Source organism: Bacillus sp. LNXM65 (assembly GCF_002998575.1).
Classification (GTDB): domain Bacteria; phylum Bacillota; class Bacilli; order Bacillales; family Bacillaceae; genus Bacillus.
The window spans coordinates 34,924-57,072 of the sequence record NZ_PVRB01000011.1 but is presented as its reverse complement, the minus strand read 5'-3'; the positions used below and the strand labels follow the sequence as shown (position 1 = coordinate 57,072).

Sequence of the window (22,149 nt, the reverse complement as noted above, 5' to 3'; positions counted from 1 at the left end):
GAGAAGAATTTCTAGTGTGGAACATGAGAAAAACACCTTCCTTAAGTGGGTTTTTCTCTATTATAAAATGAGGAGATGGAAAGTTTAAGGAAAAAATAAAGCTGTCGAGATTTTCTCGACAGCCTGAGACTCTTCATCAGAAGAGTCTTTTCAATGTTATGTAGGCGCCAGCCAGGTGTGTAAGGAATGATAGTATATATAAGGAATTTGTTTGTCGATTAAGGATACCTGTCTGGCTTATTTCTTATATCGACACCGTTCTTCAAAAGTTTAGCTTTTTTTTCAATATTTTCTTTTTTATTTGACTGGAAGATACATTTTTCTCTCCGTGATAGACATTCTTCGCTTTTTTTTTCATCCATTGTGCCATTTGAAGCAGGGAATTGCTTCATAAATAGAGAAAATTGTAGAGACTTCATTTTTAAACAAAAAGGGAGGAATGAAAACATGTCGGGAAACAAAGGTGTCGTTTATAAAGGAGCAGGAAATGTAGCAGTTGAGGATATTGGATACCCTGATTTGATTTTAAGAGATGGCCCGGGTGTACCGAAAGCCAATGTGGGGCGCAAATGTGAGCATGGCGTCATTTTAAAAGTAGTGACGACGAATATTTGCGGAAGTGACCAGCACATGGTGAGAGGGCGTACCACTGCGCCTGCAGGACTAGTCCTTGGTCATGAAATTACAGGTGAAGTCGTTGAGGTTGGACGAGATGTGGAGTTTATTCAAAAAGGAGACCTTGTGTCCGTTCCATTTAATATTGCTTGTGGACGCTGCGTCATGTGCAAGGAACAAAAAACTCATGTGTGCTTAAATGTAAACCCGGACCGTCCAGGCTCTGCCTATGGATACGTCGATATGGGCGGATGGGTTGGCGGCCAATCCGAGTACGTCATGGTCCCATATGCAGATTTTCAGCTGCTCAAATTTCCAGACAAAGATCAAGCGATGGAGAAAATACTTGATCTGACGATGCTTTCCGATATTTTCCCGACAGGTTTTCACGGTGCTTATACGGCTGGAGTAAAGCCTGGTTCGACTGTATATATTGCTGGTGCCGGGCCAGTAGGTCTTGCCGCAGCACATTCCGCTCAGCTCCTTGGCGCCTCTGCGGTAATTGTCGGTGATTTGAATGAACAAAGGCTGGAGCAGGCCAGAAGCTTTGGCTGTGAGACGATCAATTTACGAAAACATGATCGAATCGGCGAACAAATCACGAATATCTTAGGAGAGCCAGAAGTTGACTGTGCCGTCGATTGTGTCGGCTTTGAAGCTTCAGGTCATGGAGATCAAGGAGAAGCACCTGCAACCGTTCTAAATACAATTATGGATATTACCAAAGTTGGCGGTAAGCTCGGAATCCCAGGGCTTTACGTCACAGAAGACCCAGGTGCCGTGGATGCTGATGCAAAAGTTGGTTCTCTGAAAGTGCGAATTGGACTTGGCTGGGCAAAAGCCCATACCTTTGTGACAGGTCAAACCCCTGTCATGCAATATCACCGCAGTCTAATGAAATCCATTTTAAGCGGAAGAGCACAAATCGCCAAAGCGGTAAATGCGACCGTCATTAACCTTGATCAAGCTCCTCAAGGATACAGCGACTTTGATTCGGGTGTGGCGAAGAAATTTGTGATTGACCCGCATGGGATGATTTCTAAATAATGATTCAATGAAATTAATCGAAAAAACTTACAGGAGGATTCCTGTAAGTTTTTTTATGTTCTATTTTAAAATGACCTGTACTATTCTCCTGTAATGCATCTCATGTTAAAATATATAAATTGGAAAAATTATTCTATAGTTGAAGACCATACCAGATAATTTATTTGATATTAAATGACTAGGAAGAGGTAAAATACAGGCTTCAATAAGAAGAAAATAGGGGAGAGGTATTGATTGCTAAACGTACACGACATCAAGAAAAATTATGAAGATAAACAGGTATTAAAAGGGATAAACTTTCACTTAAAAAAAGGAGAATCATTTGGATTATTAGGTCCGAATGGTGCAGGGAAATCAACATTGATTGGCATCTTGTCAGGGCTGATCCATGCCACAAGCGGCACCATAATGATTGAAGGTATAGATTTAAAAAAAGAAACAAAAAAAGCGCAGGAAATGATAGGAATTGTTCCGCAAGAGATCGCTTTATATTTACATTTGACAGCAAAAGAAAATTTAATATTTTGGGGGAGAATGTACGGACTCAAAGGAAAAGAGTTAAAAAGCAGAGTACAAGAAACACTTGAGCTAATTGGTCTTGAAGATAGAGCGAATGATCAAGTGAAAGTATTCTCTGGAGGAATGAAAAGAAGAGTGAATATCGGTTGCGCGATATTGCATCAACCGAAACTATTAATCATGGATGAGCCTACTGTAGGCATAGATCCCCAATCTAGAAATCATATATTAGAAACAGTTAAGACATTAAATGGAGAAGGAATGACCATTATATATACTAGTCATTACATGGAAGAAGTCGAATTTTTATGTGAAAGAATGGCCATTATGGATCATGGGTCTATCATCGCTTTAGGGGATCAGCATGAATTAAGTGAGCTTGTCGGAAATCAAAGAGAAATTGTTTTGACCATAAAATGTGAACATGGACAAAATGATATAGACCGGGTGCGTCAATTCATACATGAAGTCGACCCTTTAAAGGAAATCGTGGTTCAAGGAAATCAAATGAAAATATTTGATCAACACCCTCAGCAGTTATTAAGTCATCTCATTCAAGGTGTGACCGCATTAAATATTCAAATTATCTCAGCAGAAATTGTAGAACCAAATTTAGAAAATGTCTTTTTGTATTTAACTAGTAAAAATTTGAGAGATTAGACTGTTTAGAGGTGAGCATATGAGCATTTGGGTTGTACTGAAAGATCTATTATTGTTTTTTAGGGATAAAAAAAGCTTTTTTACACTTTTTTTTATGCCTATCATATTAATTGCTATATTAGGTGCAGCATTTGGAGATAACATGAAGAAAGATAGTGAAATCAGGATCAATTCATTTCGAGTAGGAATAACAGATCAAGATAAGTCCGCTACAAGTAAAATGTTTCTTTCAACATTGTCTAAGAGTGAACTCAGTGACATATTTGATGTGAAGGTCACCTCGAAAAATCAGCTAGAGAGAGATTTAAATAGTAGAGACATTACAATGGGTATAATCATCATGCCGGATTTTGAAAAAAGCTTATTGAATCATGACCATGTGCAATTGAATATCTTGAAAGGACCTAATTCAAACTTACAAGAAATGGTTCTAGAAAATGTGGTTTTGCAATTCTTTCAAAATTATCATATGAATCGTATTCTGGTACCGTTGAATCAAGGTAAAGAAGTGGAGATCGTGTCTGATCAACTGAAAAAAGAACTGGTGAACGAGAGGAATATTCATATCAACAGCCAGCCGATTACATCCTTCCAATACTACGCAGGCGGGATGGGTGTACTTTTTTTATTAATGACTGTTGTTTTCTTAGTTGGCAGTATGATAGAGGAAAAAGAGGAAGATGTTTATAAAAGGTTACTTGTATCAAAATTAAGCAATACTAGTTACATCGTTGGGAAGTTATTGGGTATTCTTTTGATGAGTATGATTCAACTTGCGATCATTATTTTATTTACTAGTTTTGTCTTTAAGGTGAACTGGGGAGAGCCTTTTACTGTTTTCATGATAGGATGCAGTTTTATAGTTAATGCTGCGGGCTTCGGGGTGCTGATTGGTTCTTTTATCAAAAGAGAAAAAACGTTTAACAGTGTTGGGATTTTAGGAACTCAAGTGTTAGCTGCTTTAGGTGGAAGTATGGTTCCCTTATACTTATTTCCACAATGGTTGATCAACATCAGCTATATCTTGCCTAATTCCCTTGCGCTCCAAATGTTTTTGAAAAGTATGTCAGGTGCTGATTTTAGTGAAATTCAAAGCGGCTTTATATTAAGCTGCGGGATGGGACTAGCTTTCTTCATCATTGCTTTAATCAGAATGTCTTTTGAAAGGAAGCATCGTTATGCATAAAATATCAGCCATTATTACTTTAAAGCTAAAAGAAACATTAAAGTCCCCTTTGACCCTTATTTTTTTATTTGTTATGCCAATCGTATTTAGTTTTATTTTTGGAAGTACGGCATCTGATAAAAAGAAACCTACAGTTGCTTTTATTCAAGAGCCTAGTCAAGATAATCTGAATCAAGAAATTTTTCGGATTCTCGAAAAGAACACCAAATTTCTTTGGGTAAAGGCGACTAAAAGTGAAGCAAAAGAATTATTATCCGATGAAAAGGCAGTTGCGTCTATTACAGTCACGAATCAATTAAAATCCCATTTAAAAGAAAATAAAGAAATTTTTGATGTGACGGTTTATAAGAAAACAGAGGAATATGCGGTCTTAGCTCCCTATTTAAAAGAGACGTCGGCCATCATTTATCAGATCAATCAAGGTGTGAAAGAGCAGAATAGCGTTTCTCTTATCAATGCACTGAAAGAATTAAACGAATCTGGCACCATTTCATTGGATGAAGACAATCTAGATAGTCAAGCAAGTCAACAACCAAATTTAATACCACTTGGTTTTACGATCATGTTTATGATGTTTGCGATCTCAAGCTCGGTGTCGTCTATTCATTTGGAATATAAAGATTATACATGGCAAAGATTGCTTTCGAGTCCTATCCATAAAATATATGTGCTGCTTGGCTATTTAATGGCTTATTTCCTCCTTGGATGGATACAACTGGGTGTTCTTTTGACCGTCTTATCTGTGTTCTTTCATGTGTACTTAGGCAACCTGATTCTTATTCTAGTGTTTGGATCATTTGTTATAGGGCTTGTTGTGAGTTTAGGTTTTATGATTGCAATCTTATCTCATACAAAAAAGCAAGCTGAAGTATTTAGTGCAATTATCATTGTAGGATCATGCATGCTGGGTGGTATTTATTGGCCATTAGATATCGTTCCAGACATTATGAAGAAGATCTCTTTGGCTATACCGCAAACATGGATGATGTCTGGTTTTGGCGAGATCATGAGCGGTACTGTCAATCACTCAATCTTATTATTAGACATAACAGTTTTAGCTGCTTTTACGATTGTTTTTATGGTGATTGGTTTGAAAAATATCCGATCCTATTAATTACTTTTCTTCATTTCATTCTATTAGTTTAAAAAACCCCTCTATTGCTCTCAATTGCGATAGAGGGGTTTTTTATTCATGCGTACTTCTCAAAATGGTATGATAGACGACAACATCTGATGTAGAAAGGGTTGAATAAACGATGAACTTTCACAATAAAACCGTCGTCATCACAGGCGCAGCCAATGGAATTGGTGAATCGATCGCCTGGGGCTATGCAAAAGGAGGAGCGCGTGTGGTGCTTGCAGATATAGATGAAGAGAAGGGCAAGCGTTTGGAGGAAGAGCTGAAAAAAGAATCGTTAGAAGCTTATTTTAAAAAAACGGACGTGACACAAGAGAAGGATATTCAACACTTAATGTCGTTTGCAGCGGAGCGCTGCAAAACGATTGATATCCTCATCAATAATGCTGGTGTCATGTGCACAGTATCGCCTTATGAATTAACGGTCGATGAGTGGGATCGTGTGTTACATACGAACCTAAGAGGGACTTTTCTATGTGCAAGAGAAGCAGCACGTTATATAAAAGAGAATCCAAAAGGCGGTTCTATTGTGAACATTTCATCCACCCGCGCGACCATGTCAGAGCCTCATACGGAAGCATATGCTGCATCAAAAGGCGGAATATCAGCACTGACTCATGCCTTGGCTGCTTCTTTTAGCCCGGATCACATCACGGTGAATAGCATTTCCCCTGGATGGATTGAAACGAAGGATGAGGAGAATCTTCGAGAGGTCGACCACAAGCAGCATCTTTCCAATCGAGTCGGGGCGCCAAAGGATATTGTGAAGGCTTGCTTTTATTTAACAGATGAAGACAATCAATTTGTGACGGGTACAGATTTAGTCGTTGATGGTGGCATGACCAGAAAGATGATCTATGCTGATTAACTTGAAAAAAACATTGACGCTTTGATCGAGGCGCAGTACAATATGTAACAATTCAGCTGAAGATCGTGATGAAATAAAGACACAGCGCAAATAGAGAAGAGTACATCATAGCTGTCCCGCACAGAGAACTCCGTTAAGCTGAGAAGGAGCTGGGAAGCATGATGGAACCAAGCCTCTTAGCTCTGCACCGGATTCCTTCGGATGGTGGTGCAGCGACATTCTCCCGTTACAGAGATGGGTTCATGATGACCTGCTAAGGTTCATCTGGCAACAGATGAATAAACTGAGGTGGCAACGCGGAGTAAATCCCGTCCTCAAGACAGAAATGTCTTGGGGGCGGGATTTTTTTATGACAAATAGGGGGAACAGCTATGAAAAAACATTGGCGGGATATGAGTTTGCTGCTTGGAGCCATCGGAATTGCGAACATAGGAGAATGGATTTATATGATTGCTCTCCATCTGCTCATTTTTCAAGAAACGGGCTCTGTGCTGGCTGTAACAGCCGTCTATATGCTGAGACCGGCTGCAGCTCTTTTGACAAACAGCTGGTCTGGCAGTTTGGTTGACAGGCTGAATCAGCGGAATGTGATGATCAGCTTAGATATCACCCGGGCTATCCTGATCGCATGTGTACCCTTTGCGTTATTTTCAGGACATCTGCTGATCCTGTATGTGATGGTGTTTCTCATTCAAATGGCACAAGCGATGTTTCATCCAGCTTCGATGGTATATATGACAGGATTGATCCCGGCGGATAATCGAAAACGGTTTAATGCCATTCGCTCATTATTACAATCGGGTGGATTTTTACTTGGACCCGCAGCAGCAGGTCTGCTTTTTTTAATCGGTACACCTGTTTTTTCAATTTATATAAATGCGATCTGCTTGTTGATATCTGCTCTGTTAACGATGTGTTTACCGAATTTGCTAAAACAAGATGCTGGCCAAAATGGCTTTTCCCTTTCAATGTTAAAAGAGGATGCGAAGCTTGTTCTTCGGTTTAGTTTGACATCACGCCAGATTATGGCGGTGTATTTATTGTTTAGTGCCGCCATCACGGTGCTTCCTACTGCCATTGACTCTCTTGAAACAGCCTTTGCAAAAGAAGTGCTGCTGCTGACTGATACAGAATATGGTCTTCTTGTCAGTATAGCTGGGGCAGGCATCATCACAGGCGCAGGTCTCAATTCGGTGATTGTGGAGAGGCTGCCTGTTTCGATCATGCTTGGGATTGGCAGTTTGTTTGTTGCATGTGGCTATCTCATTTATGCTTTTTCCAGCACATTGTTTGTAGCCGCTGTTGGTTTTTTTATACTAGCATTCTTTTTAGCATTTGCGAACTCAGGTTTTATGACTTTCTATCAAACGAATATCCCGGTAGAGGTCATGGGGAGGGTAGCCAGTTTTTATGCTTTGGTTGAAGCCATTCTGACGATAATGATGACAGGGGTCTCTGGTGGACTTGCACATGTTTTATCAATCCGAACCTCCGTTGTCATCGGGTGTGTATGTATGCTTCTTGTCTGTTTATTGCTATGTTTTGTCATCTTTCGTCCATTGAATGTCAAAAAAATAGTGCATCCTACTTAGAAAATTAAAAAAATTATGTTATGATTATTTAAGTAAGTTAATCAAATTGATGAGAAAAGGAGTCTTACACATGAAAGCACTACGCTGGCACGATCAAAAGGACATTCGACTAGAGGAAATTGACGAACCAACAGTTGCTCCAGGAAAAGTGAAACTAAAAGTAAAATGGTGCGGCATTTGTGGTAGTGATTTACATGAATATTTAGGAGGACCGATTTTCATTCCAGTGAATGAACCTCATCCACTTACAAAAGAAAAAGCACCCGTTACGCTGGGACACGAGTTCTCTGGTGAGGTTGTTGAAGTAGGAGAAGGCGTGAGCAATTACAAAGTAGGCGACCGAGTGGTTGTTGAGCCTATTTTTGCGACTCACGGACACCAAGGTGCTTACAACTTAGATGAAAACATGGGCTTTTTAGGACTTGCCGGAGGCGGCGGTGGATTCTCTGAATATGTATCTGTCGATGAAGAATTACTTCATTTATTACCAGACGAAATCTCATATGAGCAAGGTGCGCTTGTAGAGCCTTCTGCAGTTGCTTTATATGCGGTTCGTTCTAGTAAAGTACAAGCTGGGGATACAGCGGCTGTGTTTGGCTGCGGACCAATTGGCTTACTTGTCATTGAAGCATTAAAAGCAGCTGGTGCTACTGATATTTACGCAGTAGAATTATCTAAAGAACGCCAAGAAAAAGCTAAAGAGCTTGGAGCGATCATTGTTGATCCTTCTCAATATGAAGATGTTGTTCAAGAAATCGCAAGCCGTACAAACGGTGGCGTCGATGTTTCTTTTGAAGTGACAGGTGTACCTGTTGTATTGAAGCAAGCAATCCAATCAACAAGAATTTCAGGTGAAACAGTCATTGTGAGCATTTGGGAAAAAGGCGCAGAAATTCTGCCAAATGACATTGTCATTAAAGAACGTACAGTCAAAGGAATTATCGGCTACAGAGACGTATTCCCATCTGTATTAAACTTAATGAGAAAAGGCTATTTCTCTGCAGATACGCTCGTCACGAAAAAAATCAAGCTGGACGATGTGATCGAAGATGGTTTCCATGCATTAATCAATGAAAAAGATCAAGTGAAAATTTTAGTTAGTGCTGAGTAGGATGACAAAGGGAATGGCAGAGGCCATTCTCTTTTTTTGTGCACATATTCTACTCATTTTCATAAAGAGGCATGTGGTTGAATAGTGATAAGTGAAAAGATGTTTTGATAAGGGAGATGACATCATGTTTTATCACATCAAAGAACTGCAATATGAAGCAAAGCCCTCCAAGCCTGATCCGCTTTACGCGAAAAAGCTACAAGAAGTATTAGGCGGACAATATGGAGAAATTAGTGTCATGATGCAATATTTATTTCAAGGCTTTAATTGCCGGGCAGATCAAAAATACAGAGATTTATTGTTTGACATAGGGACAGAGGAAATTGGTCATGTCGAAATGCTGGCGACGATGATCGCGCGTTTACTAGATAAAGCACCGGTTAAAGAACAAGAACAGGCGTATCAAAGTGATCCAGCGCTTGCAGCTGTCATGGGTGGAATGAATCCTCAGCATGCAATTGTTGCCGGTTTAGGAGCTATGGCAGCAGATAGTCAAGGGTATCCGTGGAATGCCAAGTATATCATTGCAAGTGGAAATTTAATGGCTGATTTTAGGGCCAACTTAAATGCAGAATCACAAGGGAGGCTTCAGGTTACAAGGCTCTACGAAATGACCGATGATCGCGGCGTGAAGGATATGCTTTCTTTTCTTATTGCTCGTGATACATATCATCAAAATATGTGGCTTGCGGCCATTAAAGAATTAGAAGAACGAGAAGGGGACGTCGTCGTACCAACCACCTTCCCGCGCTCACTAGAAAAACAGCAAGTATCCTATGATCTGTTTAACTTCTCAAGAGGAGAAGCAAGCAAGGAAGGCAGATGGGCATATGGCCGAAGCATGGATGGAAAAGGGGAATTCAGATATATTTCTGCACCAGTCGTGTTCGGTTCCGCACCAAAACTAAAACCCGCACCAAAGGAACTGTTTAACACACCGAAAAAAGGCGAATAAAAAAAGCCGGTCAGGTATTTGAGCCTGATCGGCTTTTTTAACGTCCAAGAGATCTTCCGTACACGCTGACACGTTTCTCTAACAAGGCAAAAGCGAGTTCAAAGAAAATGCTCAGCAGCCAATAGATCAAAGCAGAGACGAGGTACGTTTCTAAAAACTGATAGCCGTCATTCGCAATGATTCGGGAAATCCCCATGATTTCAAGTACTCCAATCGTAAACGAAAGAGAGGTGGCTTTTAATAGCTGAATGAGCTGATTGCCTAGGTTCGGTAAGGCGACCACAAAGGCCTGCGGCAAAATAATGCGCATCATCGCCTGGCGCGTCGTCATACCCACAATTTTTGCCGCTTCAAGCTGCCCTTTGTCTACCGCAAGGAGTGCACTCCGAACCACCTCTGTTAAATGGGCGGCTGAATGGAGGCTGAAGGTAATGAGGGCAACAGCTAATGGGGAGACCATATCTGGATGAAAGGTCAGCCCGAATGTACCGCTCACTTTGGTTAGAACAAAAGGGAGCCCATAAAAGAAAGCGAACAGCTGAACAATAATAGGCGTTCCTCTAAAAAAGGAGACATAGAGTGTCACAAGCTGCCTGAGTACAGAAATGCGAAAGAGACGAATGAAAGCAAAAACAGATCCGATCAAAAGGCTCACAGCCATGGAAACGAGTGCAATCAATAAAGTAAAAGGAACGCCTTTTAGAATATGAGGTACTTGGTCAATCGCAAATTGAATATCAATGGTTTGCATCAAATCGCCTCCTTAACGTGACAGGCTGGTGCGGCCTTTTACAAATTTCCTTTCAAGCAGCATGGTGATCAGTTCAATGCTCATGCAAATGAGCCAATACACAATCGCAATGATCGCGTACACTTCAAACATGCCGATCCCGTAGTTATTTCCTAAAATGATCTTCACCTGTCCCATGATATCAATAAGTCCGATTGTAAAGGCAATCGCTGTGTCTTTCACGAGATCAATGGTGTAATTTCCGAGGTTTGGCAGTGCAATGAGAAAGGCCTGCGGGATAATAATCCTGATCAAGGCCTGTGTATCTGTCATCCCAACAATGTAGGCGGCCTCCAGCTGGTCCTTCCCAACAGATGAATACGCACTGCGAAAGACTTCAGATAAATAAGCGCCAGTATGTAAAGAAAACGTCATCATCACAAATAACACACGATCCCAATGATTGATTTGCATCCCTGCGACAAGTAAAAGCTGAGGCAGTCCAAAATAAATCAAAAACAACTGAACAATTAAAGGCGTACTTCGTGTAAAAGATAAATAGATAACAGCCAATTGCTTCAGCACTGGGATTTGCTTGATACGAATGAAAGCAAATAGCAACCCGATGATGATAGCAAAAAACAATGACACCGTAATAATGAGAAAAGTGAGTGGCAGGCGTTCAAGCACCTGTAAAAAGATGCGCAGCCAATCTCCAGCTGTAAACGTCATGACGCTTCCTTCCTTTCTTCATTTTGATCCCCTTGCTCTGAGATGTCATCAATATTTTGAAAGAAATCAACACCAAACCACTTTTTCGCAAGCTGAGGCAGTGTTCCATCATCAATCATTTCTTGTGTGATCCGGTCCAAATCTGCTGCAAGCTGCTTCTCGCTTGGCTGTAAGACAAGATAGATAGGCTCCTTTGACACAATGCCGCCAACTTTGACCTTTAGGTTCAAATGCTTTTGAATGGTATCAAAGGTTGAAATGTTCATAAATGCTGCATCGGACCGTCCGCTTTCAACACGTTTTAAGTTGAGTTCATTTGAAGGACTTTCAATGGTCGTCAGTGGAATATCCGGATCATGCTCTTTATTATATTGATTTAATATCGAACGCAAGCCTCCGCTAGGACTGACAGGAGCCAGTTTTTTAGATGTCATATCATCAAGCGATCGAATCTCCTTGTCTGATTCATTCACAATTAAACCTGTCATCGAATAGCCATACGGGACCTTAGGGTAAAGGAACCGCTTTTCACGTTCAGGGTTACTAAAAAACCAATTAGCCGCCATTTCAAACTTCCCTGCGCCTACACCGATTAAATTGGATTCTTCTTCGCCAAAAATGTAATCAAAATGTACGTGGGGAAGCCTCTTTTCCACTTCATTTAAATAATCAATGTTATAGCCAATCGGTTCGTTTCGGTCATTTGTTGCTAAAAAGGGTGGATTGACCTCTGCACTCAGTGCGACTTTCACAATTTGTCTGCCGTCATCTGTCGTGGTTTTCACACTGCTGCAGCCAATCAGAGAAAGGAGAAACAGAAGGACACCGGACATCATGAATGCTGTCTTTTGCTTCATTTGTCTTTCTCCGATCCTTGCCACATTCCGCGATGAATCCTTGATAAAAATTGTTTCGTTCGTTCATGCTGTGGTTTCAACAGGACGTCTTCTGGTGAGCCTTTTTCAACAATTTCGCCATCTGCCATAAAGATCACCGTATCCGCCACGTCCTTTGCAAAAGAAATTTCATGTGTCACAATGACCATCGTCATTCCTTGGCTCGCAATATCTTTGATCATTTCAAGAATTTCTCCTACCATCTCTGGGTCCAGTGCCGACGTAGGTTCATCAAACAAAAGCACCGAAGGGTTCATCGCAAGAGCGCGGGCTATGCCAATTCGCTGCTGCTGACCGCCAGATAATTCACTCGGAAATGCATCTTTTTTATGAAGCAGTCCAATCCGCGTTAAAAATTGCTCTCCGACCTTTTCTGCTTCTTTCTTAGACATGTTTTGAGACACAATCAATCCTTCTGTAATATTTTCAAGTGCTCGTTTATTTTGAAACAAGTGATAATGCTGAAACACCATGGAAGATTGCTGCCTGAGTTTTAGAAGATCTTTTTTTTGATATCGTTCAAATTGAATCGTGGCTTCACCAACTGTCAGCTCTCCTTTGTCTGGAATATCAAGGCTGTTTAAGCTGCGGAGAAGGGTGGTTTTTCCTGATCCGCTCGGTCCAATAATGGCGACCACTTCACCTTCCTGTACGGTGAAATCAATGCCTTTTAACACATGGGTCTGCCCATAGGATTTATGTAGATTAGTAGCTGAGATCATAAAAGCATCACGTTCCTTTGACATATGTACTTAATATTGATAAAATTTAACACATTAAATCCTATAAGTAAAGTGTGTTTTATTAATCCCTATTGGAAAAATGAGATATCATAGATTGTGAGAAACAGAGGAGTTGGATACGTTTTGTCTAAAGCATTATTTGTCGATACCGATTTTCAAAAAACATGGCTCAATCAACTAGAATCTCTTCGTGAAACGATCGAACAAACGGCAAAAGAACATGATGAAGGCGCTTATTTTCCTGAAAAAAATATTAAATCATTAGTAGAGATGGGCTATACGACGTTGTCTCTCCCTGCTGAATACGGGGGCGGAGGTCAATCTGTCACGGATATGGTTCTGTTTCAAGAAACGCTTGGCAGCATGGACGGAGCGACTGCCTTATCGATCGGCTGGCACCAAGGGGTTGTAGGCGAAATCTACGATAAGAAACAATGGAATGAGAAGCAGCTGCAATTCTTCGCGGAAGAAGTGCAGAAGGGCGCCCTTGTCAACCGTGCCGTGAGCGAGGCGCAGACAGGCAGTCCAACAAGAGGGGGCAAGCCTGGGACAACAGCCACTAGATCAGGTAATGAGTGGATCATCAATGGACGTAAAATTTTCACAACGATGTCACCAGCGCTTACATACTTTTTAGTCGGCGTATGGATCGAAGAAAAAGAGGCGATGGGCTTCTTCTTAATTCATCGTGAGACAGAAGGTGTTTCAATAGAAGAAACGTGGAATGTTGTGGGCATGAGAGGAACAGAAAGCCATGATTTAATCTTAGATCAGGTTAAGGTCTCAGATGACATGCTTGTTGAAGTGCAAAAAGGGCCGCGGGGTGGTACGCTAAATCCTTGGATTGCACACATTCCTTCCTGCTATTTAGGGATTGCGCAAGCGGCAAGAGACTATGCTGTTCAGTATGCCATCACCCATTCACCGAACAGTATCAGCGGAACGATTAGTGATCTGCCAAATGTCCAAACACTTATTGGTGAAATTGACTTACTATTAAAGCAAGCACGCCACGTCATCTACTCAACGACCACATTGTATGAAAAGCCGGAGAAAAGAGAGCTGTTAACCAATGAATTCGGCGCTGTGAAACATACAGTCGTCAATCACAGTCTGCAAGTTGTTGATAAAGCCATGCGTTTAGTCGGTGCAAAAAGCTTAAGCCTTGACTGTCCACTGCAGCGTTACTATCGAGATATTCGTGCCGGGCTCCATAACCCGCCAATGGACGATATGACGATTTCAAAAATCGCGAAGCAAGCCATTGAAGAGAAAAAAGAAAGCTAATATACAGCAAAAAGCCGGATGAACCGGCTTTTTTTGTTTGAAAGAAAAGAGGACAAGCGTACCTTATATCTCATCGCTCAACATGCTACAATCAATGGAATCATGGGAAAAGGAGCGATTGTTTTGAAGAAAAAGTATATAAAATGGCTGTTTACTGGCATGATGCTGATGGCACTTTGTATAAGCCAGCCTTCATCAACTGAAGGAGCATCACTAGCATGGTCAGTAGATGAATTCTTGAAAGACCGAGAAGGCACATTTGTGATTCAAGAAGTAAAAGAAAAGTCGCCCTGGGTGTATAACAAAAAAAGAGCGAAAGAGCGCTTTGCACCTCAATCGACATTTAAGGTAGCAAATGCCTTAATCGGACTCCAAACAGGCGCAGTGAGAGATGAATATGACATCAAATATTGGGACGGAGTGAAAAGAGAGATTGACCGCTGGAATAGGGATCATACACTAGGATCTGGCATGAGAGATTCAGTCGTCTGGTACTATCAAGCCATGGCGCATGACATCGGGGAAGAACGCATGAGTCGTTGGGTGAAAGACATTCATTATGGGAACGAAGACATATCTGGCGGAATCGATCAATTTTGGTTAAGCAGTACGTTGCGAATTTCTCCAGTTGAACAAGTTCGTTTCCTCAAACAGCTATATGAAGAAACTCTCCCATTTGACCTAAACACCATGAGAACGGTCAAACGAATGATGGTACAAGAAGAAGAGAAACACACCACCCTATACGGAAAAACAGGCTCCGGCTCAGGCATTGGCTGGTACGTAGGCTTCATCAAACATGAAAACAAAACCTACATCTTCGCCACAAATATCGAAGGCACCGGAATAGAAGCAAAAGAAATCACCTATCGCATTTTGAAAAAATATCATTTGATTGAAGCATCCGTTTAGGGTGCTTTTTTATATGAAAAAGGGGATATATTGATAAGTTGATGATATATGGGTTAGTTTGAAAGGATGATATATTTATAGAAATATATTGAAGTATCATTTCAAATATATTATTATATATGGCGTAATGTTACAAATGTTACAAATATATGATAAGGAGATTAATATGAATCTAAAAAGGAAAGTAAAATGGAAAAGGAATATCGCAGCACTATTAGCCTTTGTGATGCTTTTATCAATGTTTCCTTCTGATATTTTTGCAGAAGAACATGACGAAAATACAAAATCAAGTCATAACCGCTTAGAAGAATTAGATGATTCAAAAGCCCTTGAAATGGCAGGCATTGACGAAGAAGAAATTGGAAAAGACGGAGAAGTTCTTTCAGAAAGAACAGAAAACAGCAAGCTTTTTTATGAAGGAGAGGGTGTATTTACACAAGAGGTATATCCTGATCCAATTCATATAAAAGAGGCCCCAGATGCTGAGTGGGAGGACATCTCTCCAGAATTAAAGACGATCTCGAAAAAAGAAATAGAAACAGAAAATGCGAAATTAGAAACTACTTTTCAAAAGCAAATGAAACAAGGACTATATGCGACATTTGAACACAAGAAGCATCAAATTGAATTTTCAATTTTAAAAGCTTCAGGGAAAAACAAATCAGAAATCAATTCCAAAGATACCTCTGCACAATTTAAAGAGAACACCAACGAGCTTACATATGAAGAGGTATTTCCAAATATAGATTTACAATCATTCACCTTTAATGAAAACATCAAGGAAGATATTGTACTCAATCAATATGATGGCTACAATTCATTTACATTTAAAATAAAGACAGATCTAACTGGGGAAATTGAGGAAGACGGTTCTATTACATTTTACGATCAGAAAAAACGGACCATTTTTCAAGTCCCGAAACCGTTTATGACTGATTCTAATTTAGATGAAAAGTCAGGTGAAGTGGCTCGCTCAGAAGATGTGAGCTTTAAATTAGAAAAAGAAGACGATGGCTATTTACTTCATGTGACAGCAGATGAAAAATGGCTCAAAGATCCTGAACGAGTTTATCCTGTGTCTATCGATCCTTCGACTTCTTTATCTGTATCAGCAGACACATTTATCATGAGTAAGTACCCAACAACAAATTATTCATCCTCTACGCAAAAATGGGACGCTAAACTTAAAAGTTATGTACTCAAAACAGGTTATTACGATAAAACAACTGGTACAAACTATGCGTTCATGAAGTTTAACTCATTCAAACCGATTCAAAATATGAATGTAACGAAAGCGACGCTCAAAACATATGTTGCTCATTCATATTACGGGACGAAGGCTACTGGTCTTTGGCTGGATACAGTGAATGCCAACTATGATCATACAAAACTAACGTGGAACAATAAACCAAGCTCCAAAAACATCGGCAAAGCCAATGTATATAAAGGACAATGGGCGAGCTATGATGTGACTTCAACCATCAAAGCTTGGAATAGCGGAACAGCTAACTATGGCTTTAAATTACATGCAAATGGAAATGGGCAAGACCATTGGAAAAAAATAATCTCATCAACAAACTCTACCAATAAACCAGTCATTGAAGTAACGTATACCATTCCACAAGCAAATGCACCAACTGTAAAAGGTTTTAGTAATGGAAATGGTACAGGCTACTTCAATTTAAGTTGGAAAAAGGTAGCTGGTGCAAAAGGCTACAAAGTGTGGTTATACAACGGAAAAGAGTATGAAGCCATTTCAGTTGGAAATGTGGCATCATGGAGTACAAAAGGAAAGAATATATGGCCAACAGCAAGCGAGATTGCAGCTAAAAAATATAAACTTCATTTAGACGGAAAAGGTGGAACTGAATTAGCAGTTGATCCTTCCCCAGTTTACAAAAACTCAGGTGGCAATTATGCAACAAGTAAAAATTATTGGGTAGCTGTAAGTGCGATTTTTGACCAAGGTGAAGGCGCAATGTCAGCAAAAGTAAAACCTGTCATGCCGAATGTGGCTAGAGCGAAAGCACCTAGTACAAAAGGATTCAATAATAATAATGCAACAGGTTACTTTGATCTTTCTTGGAATTCAGTTTCCGGTGCGACCGGTTATAAAATACAAATGTTTAATGGGAAAAGCTATGAGACGTTGGATCTTGGGAATCAAACTTCATGGTCAACAAAAGGGAAAAAAGTATGGCCGACAGCTGCTGAGATCAAAGCAGGTAAATATGCATTGCACCTCCAAGATGAAAAAGGGGCAGAGCTTCCAATTCATCCTGGTGCGACTTACAAAAATGCTGGAGGAGATGCGGCTCAAAAACATTATTCCTTCAGAGTGATTGCCTATAATAAAGATGGAGAAGCTATTGCTTCACCGCCAGCTGGACCAACTTTACCTGATTTATCTAGACCGAAAGCTTTATCTGGTTATGCTTATACCAATACAAAAGAGAGCCAAACAGGTTATATCAATTTACATTGGGACAAAGTGAAAAATGCAAAAGGATATAAAATTAACATCTATAATGGTAAGGCATATCAATCATTTGATGTGGGTGATGTCGATCATTGGACAACACAAAACAAGAATATTTGGCCGACTCCTACTGAAGTTAAAAGTGGGAAATATGTGCTTCATACAGATGGAAAGGGTGGAGAATTAGCGCTAGACCCATCACCAGTATATGAAAATGCAAATGGAAATTATAAAGGACGCAAGAACTACTCCTTTACCCTTTCCGCCTACGATGCAAATGGAGAAACGATTCCGACACCAGCCTTTAACCCGACATTCCATGAAGGGGCCGAATTCCTTGGAACAGAGGATTACTGGTCGATTATTGATATACCAGACGGTCAGCTTAATGGTGCAACTGGGAATGTGATTGTCAGTGAAGAAGAAATGTCGATTGATGGAAGAGGACCAGGACTTGGAATGGGTCGAACCTACAATAGTTTAGATGCAGCTGACCACCTGTTTGGTCAAGGGTGGTACGCAGATGTAGAAACGAGTATCACGCCAACAAAAGAAGGTGTCATCTATCTTGATGAAGATGCCACAACTCATGTTTTTACAAAAAAAGCAGATGGTACGTATCAACCACCAACAGGTATTTTCCTTGAATTAACGGAATCAAAAGATGAATACATGTTAAAAACGAAGGATCAAACCTTTGCGCACTTTAGTAAAAACGGTGGGAAGATCACCAAGGTTGTAGATGGACATAAAAATACAACGACATACAAATATAACGAAAACAATCAGCTCACTTCAATGGAAGATGCATCTGGCCGAAAAATAACAATGGATTATGATGAAGATGGTCATATCATTTCGGTTCAAGGACCAAAAGGGAAAAAGCTTTCATATGAGTATGATGCAGGTTTACTAACGAAAGTCATTGATTCAGATGGAACAAGTATCTCATATGAATACGATAAAGAAGGCAGATTGATTAAACAATTCTCTCAAAACAGTACAAAAGATCAGCCTGTTTTTACAGAATATCAATATGAAAATCATCGTTTAGTCAAGGCAATCAATGCAAAAAAAGAAACCTTTGAGTATGCATATGATTTATCTAAAAAGACACTCATGCTAACGCAGCCAAACGGGCGAAAAATACAGTATACGTATAACGAAGCAGCCAATCCAATTCAAGTTGTAGATGATGCGGAAGGGCTTAAAATCACCACTAAAACGAAATATGAAGGCAATCAAATCGTAGAAGAAACTGACCCAAATGATGTAGAGAAAGGAAAAGCTACAGAAAGCTATTCGTATGACAAAAATGGCAACGTCATTCAGGCAAAAGATGCTTATGGCACTGAAACCTACGAATATAACAAAAATAATGATGTCACTAAAGTGAAAGATACAGAAGGAGATATCACAGATATCGCCTATGATGGATTAGATGCTGTATCTGAAACGGATCAAAGTGGAAATATGTCTTCAGCAAGTATTTATGACTCGTACGGGAATTTGGTACAAACGAGTAAAGAACTTGCTGCAGGCGCGAGTATATTAAAAAATGGCAGTTTTGAAGATACGCTAACTGGCTGGAAGCTTACCTCATCTAAGGATGACGGGAAATTAGCGCAAACAGCTGGAAAAAGTGGTGCGTTATCTGGCAGTCGAGTGTTAGAGATCAGTTCACAATCGACAACTGAAGGAACCGAACTTGGCTATTCTTCTGCTACTCAAGAAGTGGTACTAGAGCCAAATACGACGTATACACTGAGTGGAAAAATAAAGACAGAGCTAACGAAAGCAAGAGCATTTTTTAACATCGATTTAAGAGATACAAACAACAAGCGAATTCAATGGATCAGCAACGGCTACAGCACATTATCAGGCAAAAACGATTGGACAAAACGCCAAGTCACGTTCACGACGCCATCTCATGCAGGCAAAGCTGTGATCTATATGGAAGTGGATCATCGAGATAAGGCTGGAAAAGGAAAAGCCTGGTTCGATGAGATTCAGCTAGAAAAAGGCGAAGTTTCATCAAGTTATAATCCAGTCAAAAATAATTCCTTTACCGATAAAACAACAAGCTGGAGCGGAACAGGTGGTTCATTAGATAATGAAGAAGGCTTTAACGATGACGTTTCGTTAAAAATGACCAGAACCTCTTCATCTCAAGCGAATGTCATCTATAAACAATCTGTACCGATTGAACAAAGTGCGAATAATCAATCTGTGTATGTCACATTGACTGGGATGTCTAAGGCTGAAAATGTCAAAGCCTCAAATGAAAATGACTACTCACTTCAAGCGTCCGTTACGTATACAGATGGCACAACAGGAACGTTTAATGCGAAATTCCCAACCGGTACACAAGAGTGGAACCGAGCAGCGGTTGTCATACCAAAAACAAAACCATTGAAAAAAGTCGACGTTCAGATTGTTTTCCAAAAAAGCGCGACTGGAACGGTTTGGTTTGATGATATCCGTCTAGTAGAAGGTAGTCTGTTAACGAAAACCACATACGACGAGAAAGGCAACTATGCTGTTAAAGAAGAGGATGAACTTGGTTACTCATCTCAATCTGCCTTCGACGAAACAGGCAAAAAACTTTCTGAAACCGACGCGAAAGGCGAAAAAACAACATTCGAATATGACCAGGCCGATCAGCTGAAGAAAATCACTTTATCTAACGGGACATCCATTGTGAGAACTTACGATAAAGAAGGTAATGAACGGTCGAAAACCATTCGTGCAGAGTCAGATCAGACGTATCAATTTGAATACGACCTGATGGGCAAATTGACAAAAACCATTGATCCATTAGGAAATGTGTTAAAAAGTGAATATGATGCGAATAGCAACTTAATCAAAACCATTTCTGCTAATGGACATGAAGTGTCTCTCACGTATGATGGAACAGACCGAGTGAAATCAAAGTCATACAATGGAACAGAAAAATATAACTTTAGCTATGATAAAAATGGGAACGAAACAACGGTTGTCAACAAAGAACAAAACACAACCAAAAATCGAACATTTGACCAACAAAACCGCATCACAAAGTTAACAGAGCGTGGCAGTAGCCAAACTTGGACGTATCCAACCAATTCAGATAAACTGAAATCCTTTGAGTGGACACACGGAAATCAAAAAGGAACGAACCAATTCAGTTACAATAAGCTTGATCAAATGACGCAGATGAAGGATTCGAGTTCTACGTATTCGTTTGATTATGATGAAAACGGAAATGTCCAGTCCTTTATTACAGGTAACGGCAGTGGTGCTAGCTTTGCTTATGATGAGCGCAATTTAATCAATGATTTGCACATTGGAACAAGCCAAGGCACGACAATCTTAAACGAAGCTTACGAATATGATCAAAATGGAAACAGAATAACGGTTGATCAAGGAAGCAACGGGAAGATTCGTTATGAATATGGAAAATTAGATCAATTGATCAAAGAAGCTCATCCAGATGGCACGGTCATTGAGTACACATATGATGGGTTTGGGAACAGAAAAACAGTCACGACAGAAAAAAATGGCACTAAAAAAACAATCAACGCATCATTCAACATCATGAACCAACTGACAAAGGTAAATGATGAGACTTTGACATATGACAAAAATGGCAACCGAACGTCTGACGGACAATTCCTTTATGAATGGGATGCTGAAGATAACATTACGGCCATCACGAAAAAAGGGGAAGACAAGCCATTTGTCACTTACAAATATGATGAGCGTGGATATAGAATTCAAAAAACAGTGAATGGAAAAGTCACCAATTACTTTTATGACGGCGACAGCCTGAATGTTTTATACGAAACAGATGGAGACAACGAAGTCACAAAAGCATACACATACGGTGAGAGTGGACAACTACTTGCATTCACACAAAACGGGAAAAAATATTTCTATCACTACAATGCACACGGTGATGTCATAGCCATGACAAATAGTGCAGGAAAAATCGTTGCTGAGTACGAATACGATACATGGGGTGTTCCAACAAAGGTAAAAGAAGATGAAGAAGTAAAAGGAAACCCATACCGCTATGCTGGGTACCGCTTCGACGAAGAAACAGGACTTTACTATTTAATCGCTCGCTACTATGAACCGAGAAACGGAGTATTCCTATCACTAGATCCAGATCCAGGAAGCGATGGAGATGCACTAGATCAAAACGGATATACCTATGGAAACAACAACCCGGTCATGAATGTCGATCCAGACGGCCATTGGGTATGGTTTGTTGTCAATGCAGGATTTGCGGTATATGATGGATACAAAGCTTATAAATCAGGCAAGGGCTGGAAAGGCGCAGCTTTAGCAGCAGCTTCGAACTTTGGACCTGGGAAGATATTTAAAGGTGCGAGTCGAATATTAAAAGGTGCACATTCTGTATATACTTTAAGAAAAGGTAAAAAGGTCGTTTATGTAGGAAGAACAAAAAATGTTAAGAAAAGAAGAGCTGCGCATAAAAAGAAACATGGTGATGCTACTCTTACTCCAGAAAAAGAGGGTTTATCCTATGCTGAAGCAAGAGGGTTAGAGCATCGTTTGTATCTAAAACATGGTGGAAAGAAAAAGCTTCGAAATAAAATAAGACCAATTAGTAAAAAGAATAAAAAGTATAAATATTACATGTCGAAATCAAGAAAACATAAATAAGGAGTGTG

General features: G+C 40.1%; 15 protein-coding genes. 11 read left to right on the top strand and 4 right to left on the bottom strand.

Annotation, left to right across the window (positions count from 1 at the left end; all coding sequences use genetic code 11):
* The first annotated feature begins 447 nt into the window (after positions 1-447).
* From fdhA to C6Y03_RS18125, 8 genes are all read left to right on the top strand, one after another.
* Positions 448-1,662, top strand: a complete 1,215-nt coding sequence (gene fdhA, locus C6Y03_RS18160) for a formaldehyde dehydrogenase, glutathione-independent (protein ID WP_106031262.1) — start codon at positions 448-450, stop codon at positions 1,660-1,662.
* Positions 1,663-1,896: 234 nt separating this feature from the next.
* Positions 1,897-2,841 (top strand): ABC transporter ATP-binding protein, encoded by a 945-nt coding sequence (locus tag C6Y03_RS18155; RefSeq protein ID WP_106036907.1) that lies wholly within the window; start codon positions 1,897-1,899, stop codon positions 2,839-2,841.
* 19 nt (positions 2,842-2,860) lie between these two features.
* Positions 2,861-4,027: an ABC transporter permease gene (locus C6Y03_RS18150; protein ID WP_106039728.1), complete on the top strand. Its 1,167-nt coding sequence runs from the start codon at positions 2,861-2,863 to the stop codon at positions 4,025-4,027.
* The gene (locus C6Y03_RS18145; RefSeq protein ID WP_106039727.1) at positions 4,020-5,141 is read left to right on the top strand and encodes an ABC transporter permease; all 1,122 of its coding nucleotides are present in this window, start codon (positions 4,020-4,022) and stop codon (positions 5,139-5,141) included. The genes C6Y03_RS18150 and C6Y03_RS18145 overlap by 8 nt, the downstream gene beginning before the upstream one ends.
* 142 nt (positions 5,142-5,283) lie before the next feature.
* Complete coding sequence (locus C6Y03_RS18140; protein ID WP_106039726.1) at positions 5,284-6,033, top strand: SDR family oxidoreductase; 750 nt, start codon at positions 5,284-5,286, stop codon at positions 6,031-6,033.
* Positions 6,034-6,404: 371 nt separating this feature from the next.
* Positions 6,405-7,625, top strand: a complete 1,221-nt coding sequence (locus C6Y03_RS18135) for an MFS transporter (RefSeq protein WP_106039725.1) — start codon at positions 6,405-6,407, stop codon at positions 7,623-7,625.
* A 70-nt stretch (positions 7,626-7,695) separates the two neighbouring features.
* Complete coding sequence (locus C6Y03_RS18130; RefSeq protein ID WP_034661461.1) at positions 7,696-8,736, top strand: 2,3-butanediol dehydrogenase; 1,041 nt, start codon at positions 7,696-7,698, stop codon at positions 8,734-8,736.
* 124 nt (positions 8,737-8,860) lie between these two features.
* Complete coding sequence (locus C6Y03_RS18125) at positions 8,861-9,691, top strand: manganese catalase (protein WP_106031267.1); 831 nt, start codon at positions 8,861-8,863, stop codon at positions 9,689-9,691.
* Between the two features lie 37 nt (positions 9,692-9,728).
* Here the strand turns inward: C6Y03_RS18125 and C6Y03_RS18120 are convergent, their stop codons facing one another.
* The 4 genes from C6Y03_RS18120 to C6Y03_RS18105 are packed head-to-tail and all read right to left on the bottom strand — an operon-like array spanning position 9,729 to position 12,771.
* A complete protein-coding gene (locus C6Y03_RS18120) occupies positions 9,729-10,442 on the bottom strand; it encodes an amino acid ABC transporter permease (protein ID WP_106039724.1) in 714 nt (237 codons plus the stop codon).
* 12 nt (positions 10,443-10,454) lie between these two features.
* Positions 10,455-11,153 (bottom strand): amino acid ABC transporter permease, encoded by a 699-nt coding sequence (locus tag C6Y03_RS18115; RefSeq protein ID WP_066030620.1) that lies wholly within the window; start codon positions 11,151-11,153, stop codon positions 10,455-10,457.
* The gene (locus tag C6Y03_RS18110; RefSeq protein ID WP_095285487.1) at positions 11,150-12,010 is read right to left on the bottom strand and encodes an amino acid ABC transporter substrate-binding protein; all 861 of its coding nucleotides are present in this window, start codon (positions 12,008-12,010) and stop codon (positions 11,150-11,152) included. The genes C6Y03_RS18115 and C6Y03_RS18110 overlap by 4 nt, the downstream gene beginning before the upstream one ends.
* The gene (locus tag C6Y03_RS18105; protein WP_170938403.1) at positions 12,007-12,771 is read right to left on the bottom strand and encodes an amino acid ABC transporter ATP-binding protein; all 765 of its coding nucleotides are present in this window, start codon (positions 12,769-12,771) and stop codon (positions 12,007-12,009) included. The genes C6Y03_RS18110 and C6Y03_RS18105 overlap by 4 nt, the downstream gene beginning before the upstream one ends.
* Before the next feature lie 144 nt (positions 12,772-12,915).
* On the opposite strand from C6Y03_RS18105, the gene C6Y03_RS18100 reads away from it, so the two are divergent.
* From C6Y03_RS18100 to C6Y03_RS18090, 3 genes are all read left to right on the top strand, one after another.
* On the top strand, positions 12,916-14,079 hold the full coding sequence (locus tag C6Y03_RS18100) for an acyl-CoA dehydrogenase family protein (RefSeq protein ID WP_106039723.1): 1,164 nt from the start codon (positions 12,916-12,918) through the stop codon (positions 14,077-14,079).
* A gap of 123 nt (positions 14,080-14,202) precedes the next feature.
* A complete protein-coding gene (gene blaBPU / locus C6Y03_RS18095; RefSeq protein ID WP_106039730.1) occupies positions 14,203-14,991 on the top strand; it encodes a BPU family class D beta-lactamase in 789 nt (262 codons plus the stop codon).
* A gap of 334 nt (positions 14,992-15,325) precedes the next feature.
* Positions 15,326-22,141 carry a DNRLRE domain-containing protein gene (locus C6Y03_RS18090; protein ID WP_411266092.1) on the top strand — a complete coding sequence of 2,272 codons (6,816 nt, stop codon included), beginning with the start codon at positions 15,326-15,328 and terminating at the stop codon, positions 22,139-22,141.
* The last annotated feature ends 8 nt before the right edge of the window (positions 22,142-22,149 follow it).

Coding starts and splice junctions, on each gene's coding strand:
- fdhA (WP_106031262.1), top strand. CDS start 448: ATGTCGGGAAACAAAGGTGTCGTTTATAAAGGAGCAGGAAATGTAGCA.
- C6Y03_RS18150 (WP_106039728.1), top strand. CDS start 2,861: ATGAGCATTTGGGTTGTACTGAAAGATCTATTATTGTTTTTTAGGGAT.
- C6Y03_RS18145 (WP_106039727.1), top strand. CDS start 4,020: ATGCATAAAATATCAGCCATTATTACTTTAAAGCTAAAAGAAACATTA.
- C6Y03_RS18140 (WP_106039726.1), top strand. CDS start 5,284: ATGAACTTTCACAATAAAACCGTCGTCATCACAGGCGCAGCCAATGGA.
- C6Y03_RS18135 (WP_106039725.1), top strand. CDS start 6,405: ATGAAAAAACATTGGCGGGATATGAGTTTGCTGCTTGGAGCCATCGGA.
- C6Y03_RS18130 (WP_034661461.1), top strand. CDS start 7,696: ATGAAAGCACTACGCTGGCACGATCAAAAGGACATTCGACTAGAGGAA.
- C6Y03_RS18125 (WP_106031267.1), top strand. CDS start 8,861: ATGTTTTATCACATCAAAGAACTGCAATATGAAGCAAAGCCCTCCAAG.
- C6Y03_RS18120 (WP_106039724.1), bottom strand. CDS start 10,442: ATGCAAACCATTGATATTCAATTTGCGATTGACCAAGTACCTCATATT.
- C6Y03_RS18115 (WP_066030620.1), bottom strand. CDS start 11,153: ATGACGTTTACAGCTGGAGATTGGCTGCGCATCTTTTTACAGGTGCTT.
- C6Y03_RS18110 (WP_095285487.1), bottom strand. CDS start 12,010: ATGAAGCAAAAGACAGCATTCATGATGTCCGGTGTCCTTCTGTTTCTC.
- C6Y03_RS18105 (WP_170938403.1), bottom strand. CDS start 12,771: ATGATCTCAGCTACTAATCTACATAAATCCTATGGGCAGACCCATGTG.
- C6Y03_RS18090 (WP_411266092.1), top strand. CDS start 15,326: ATGGCAGGCATTGACGAAGAAGAAATTGGAAAAGACGGAGAAGTTCTT.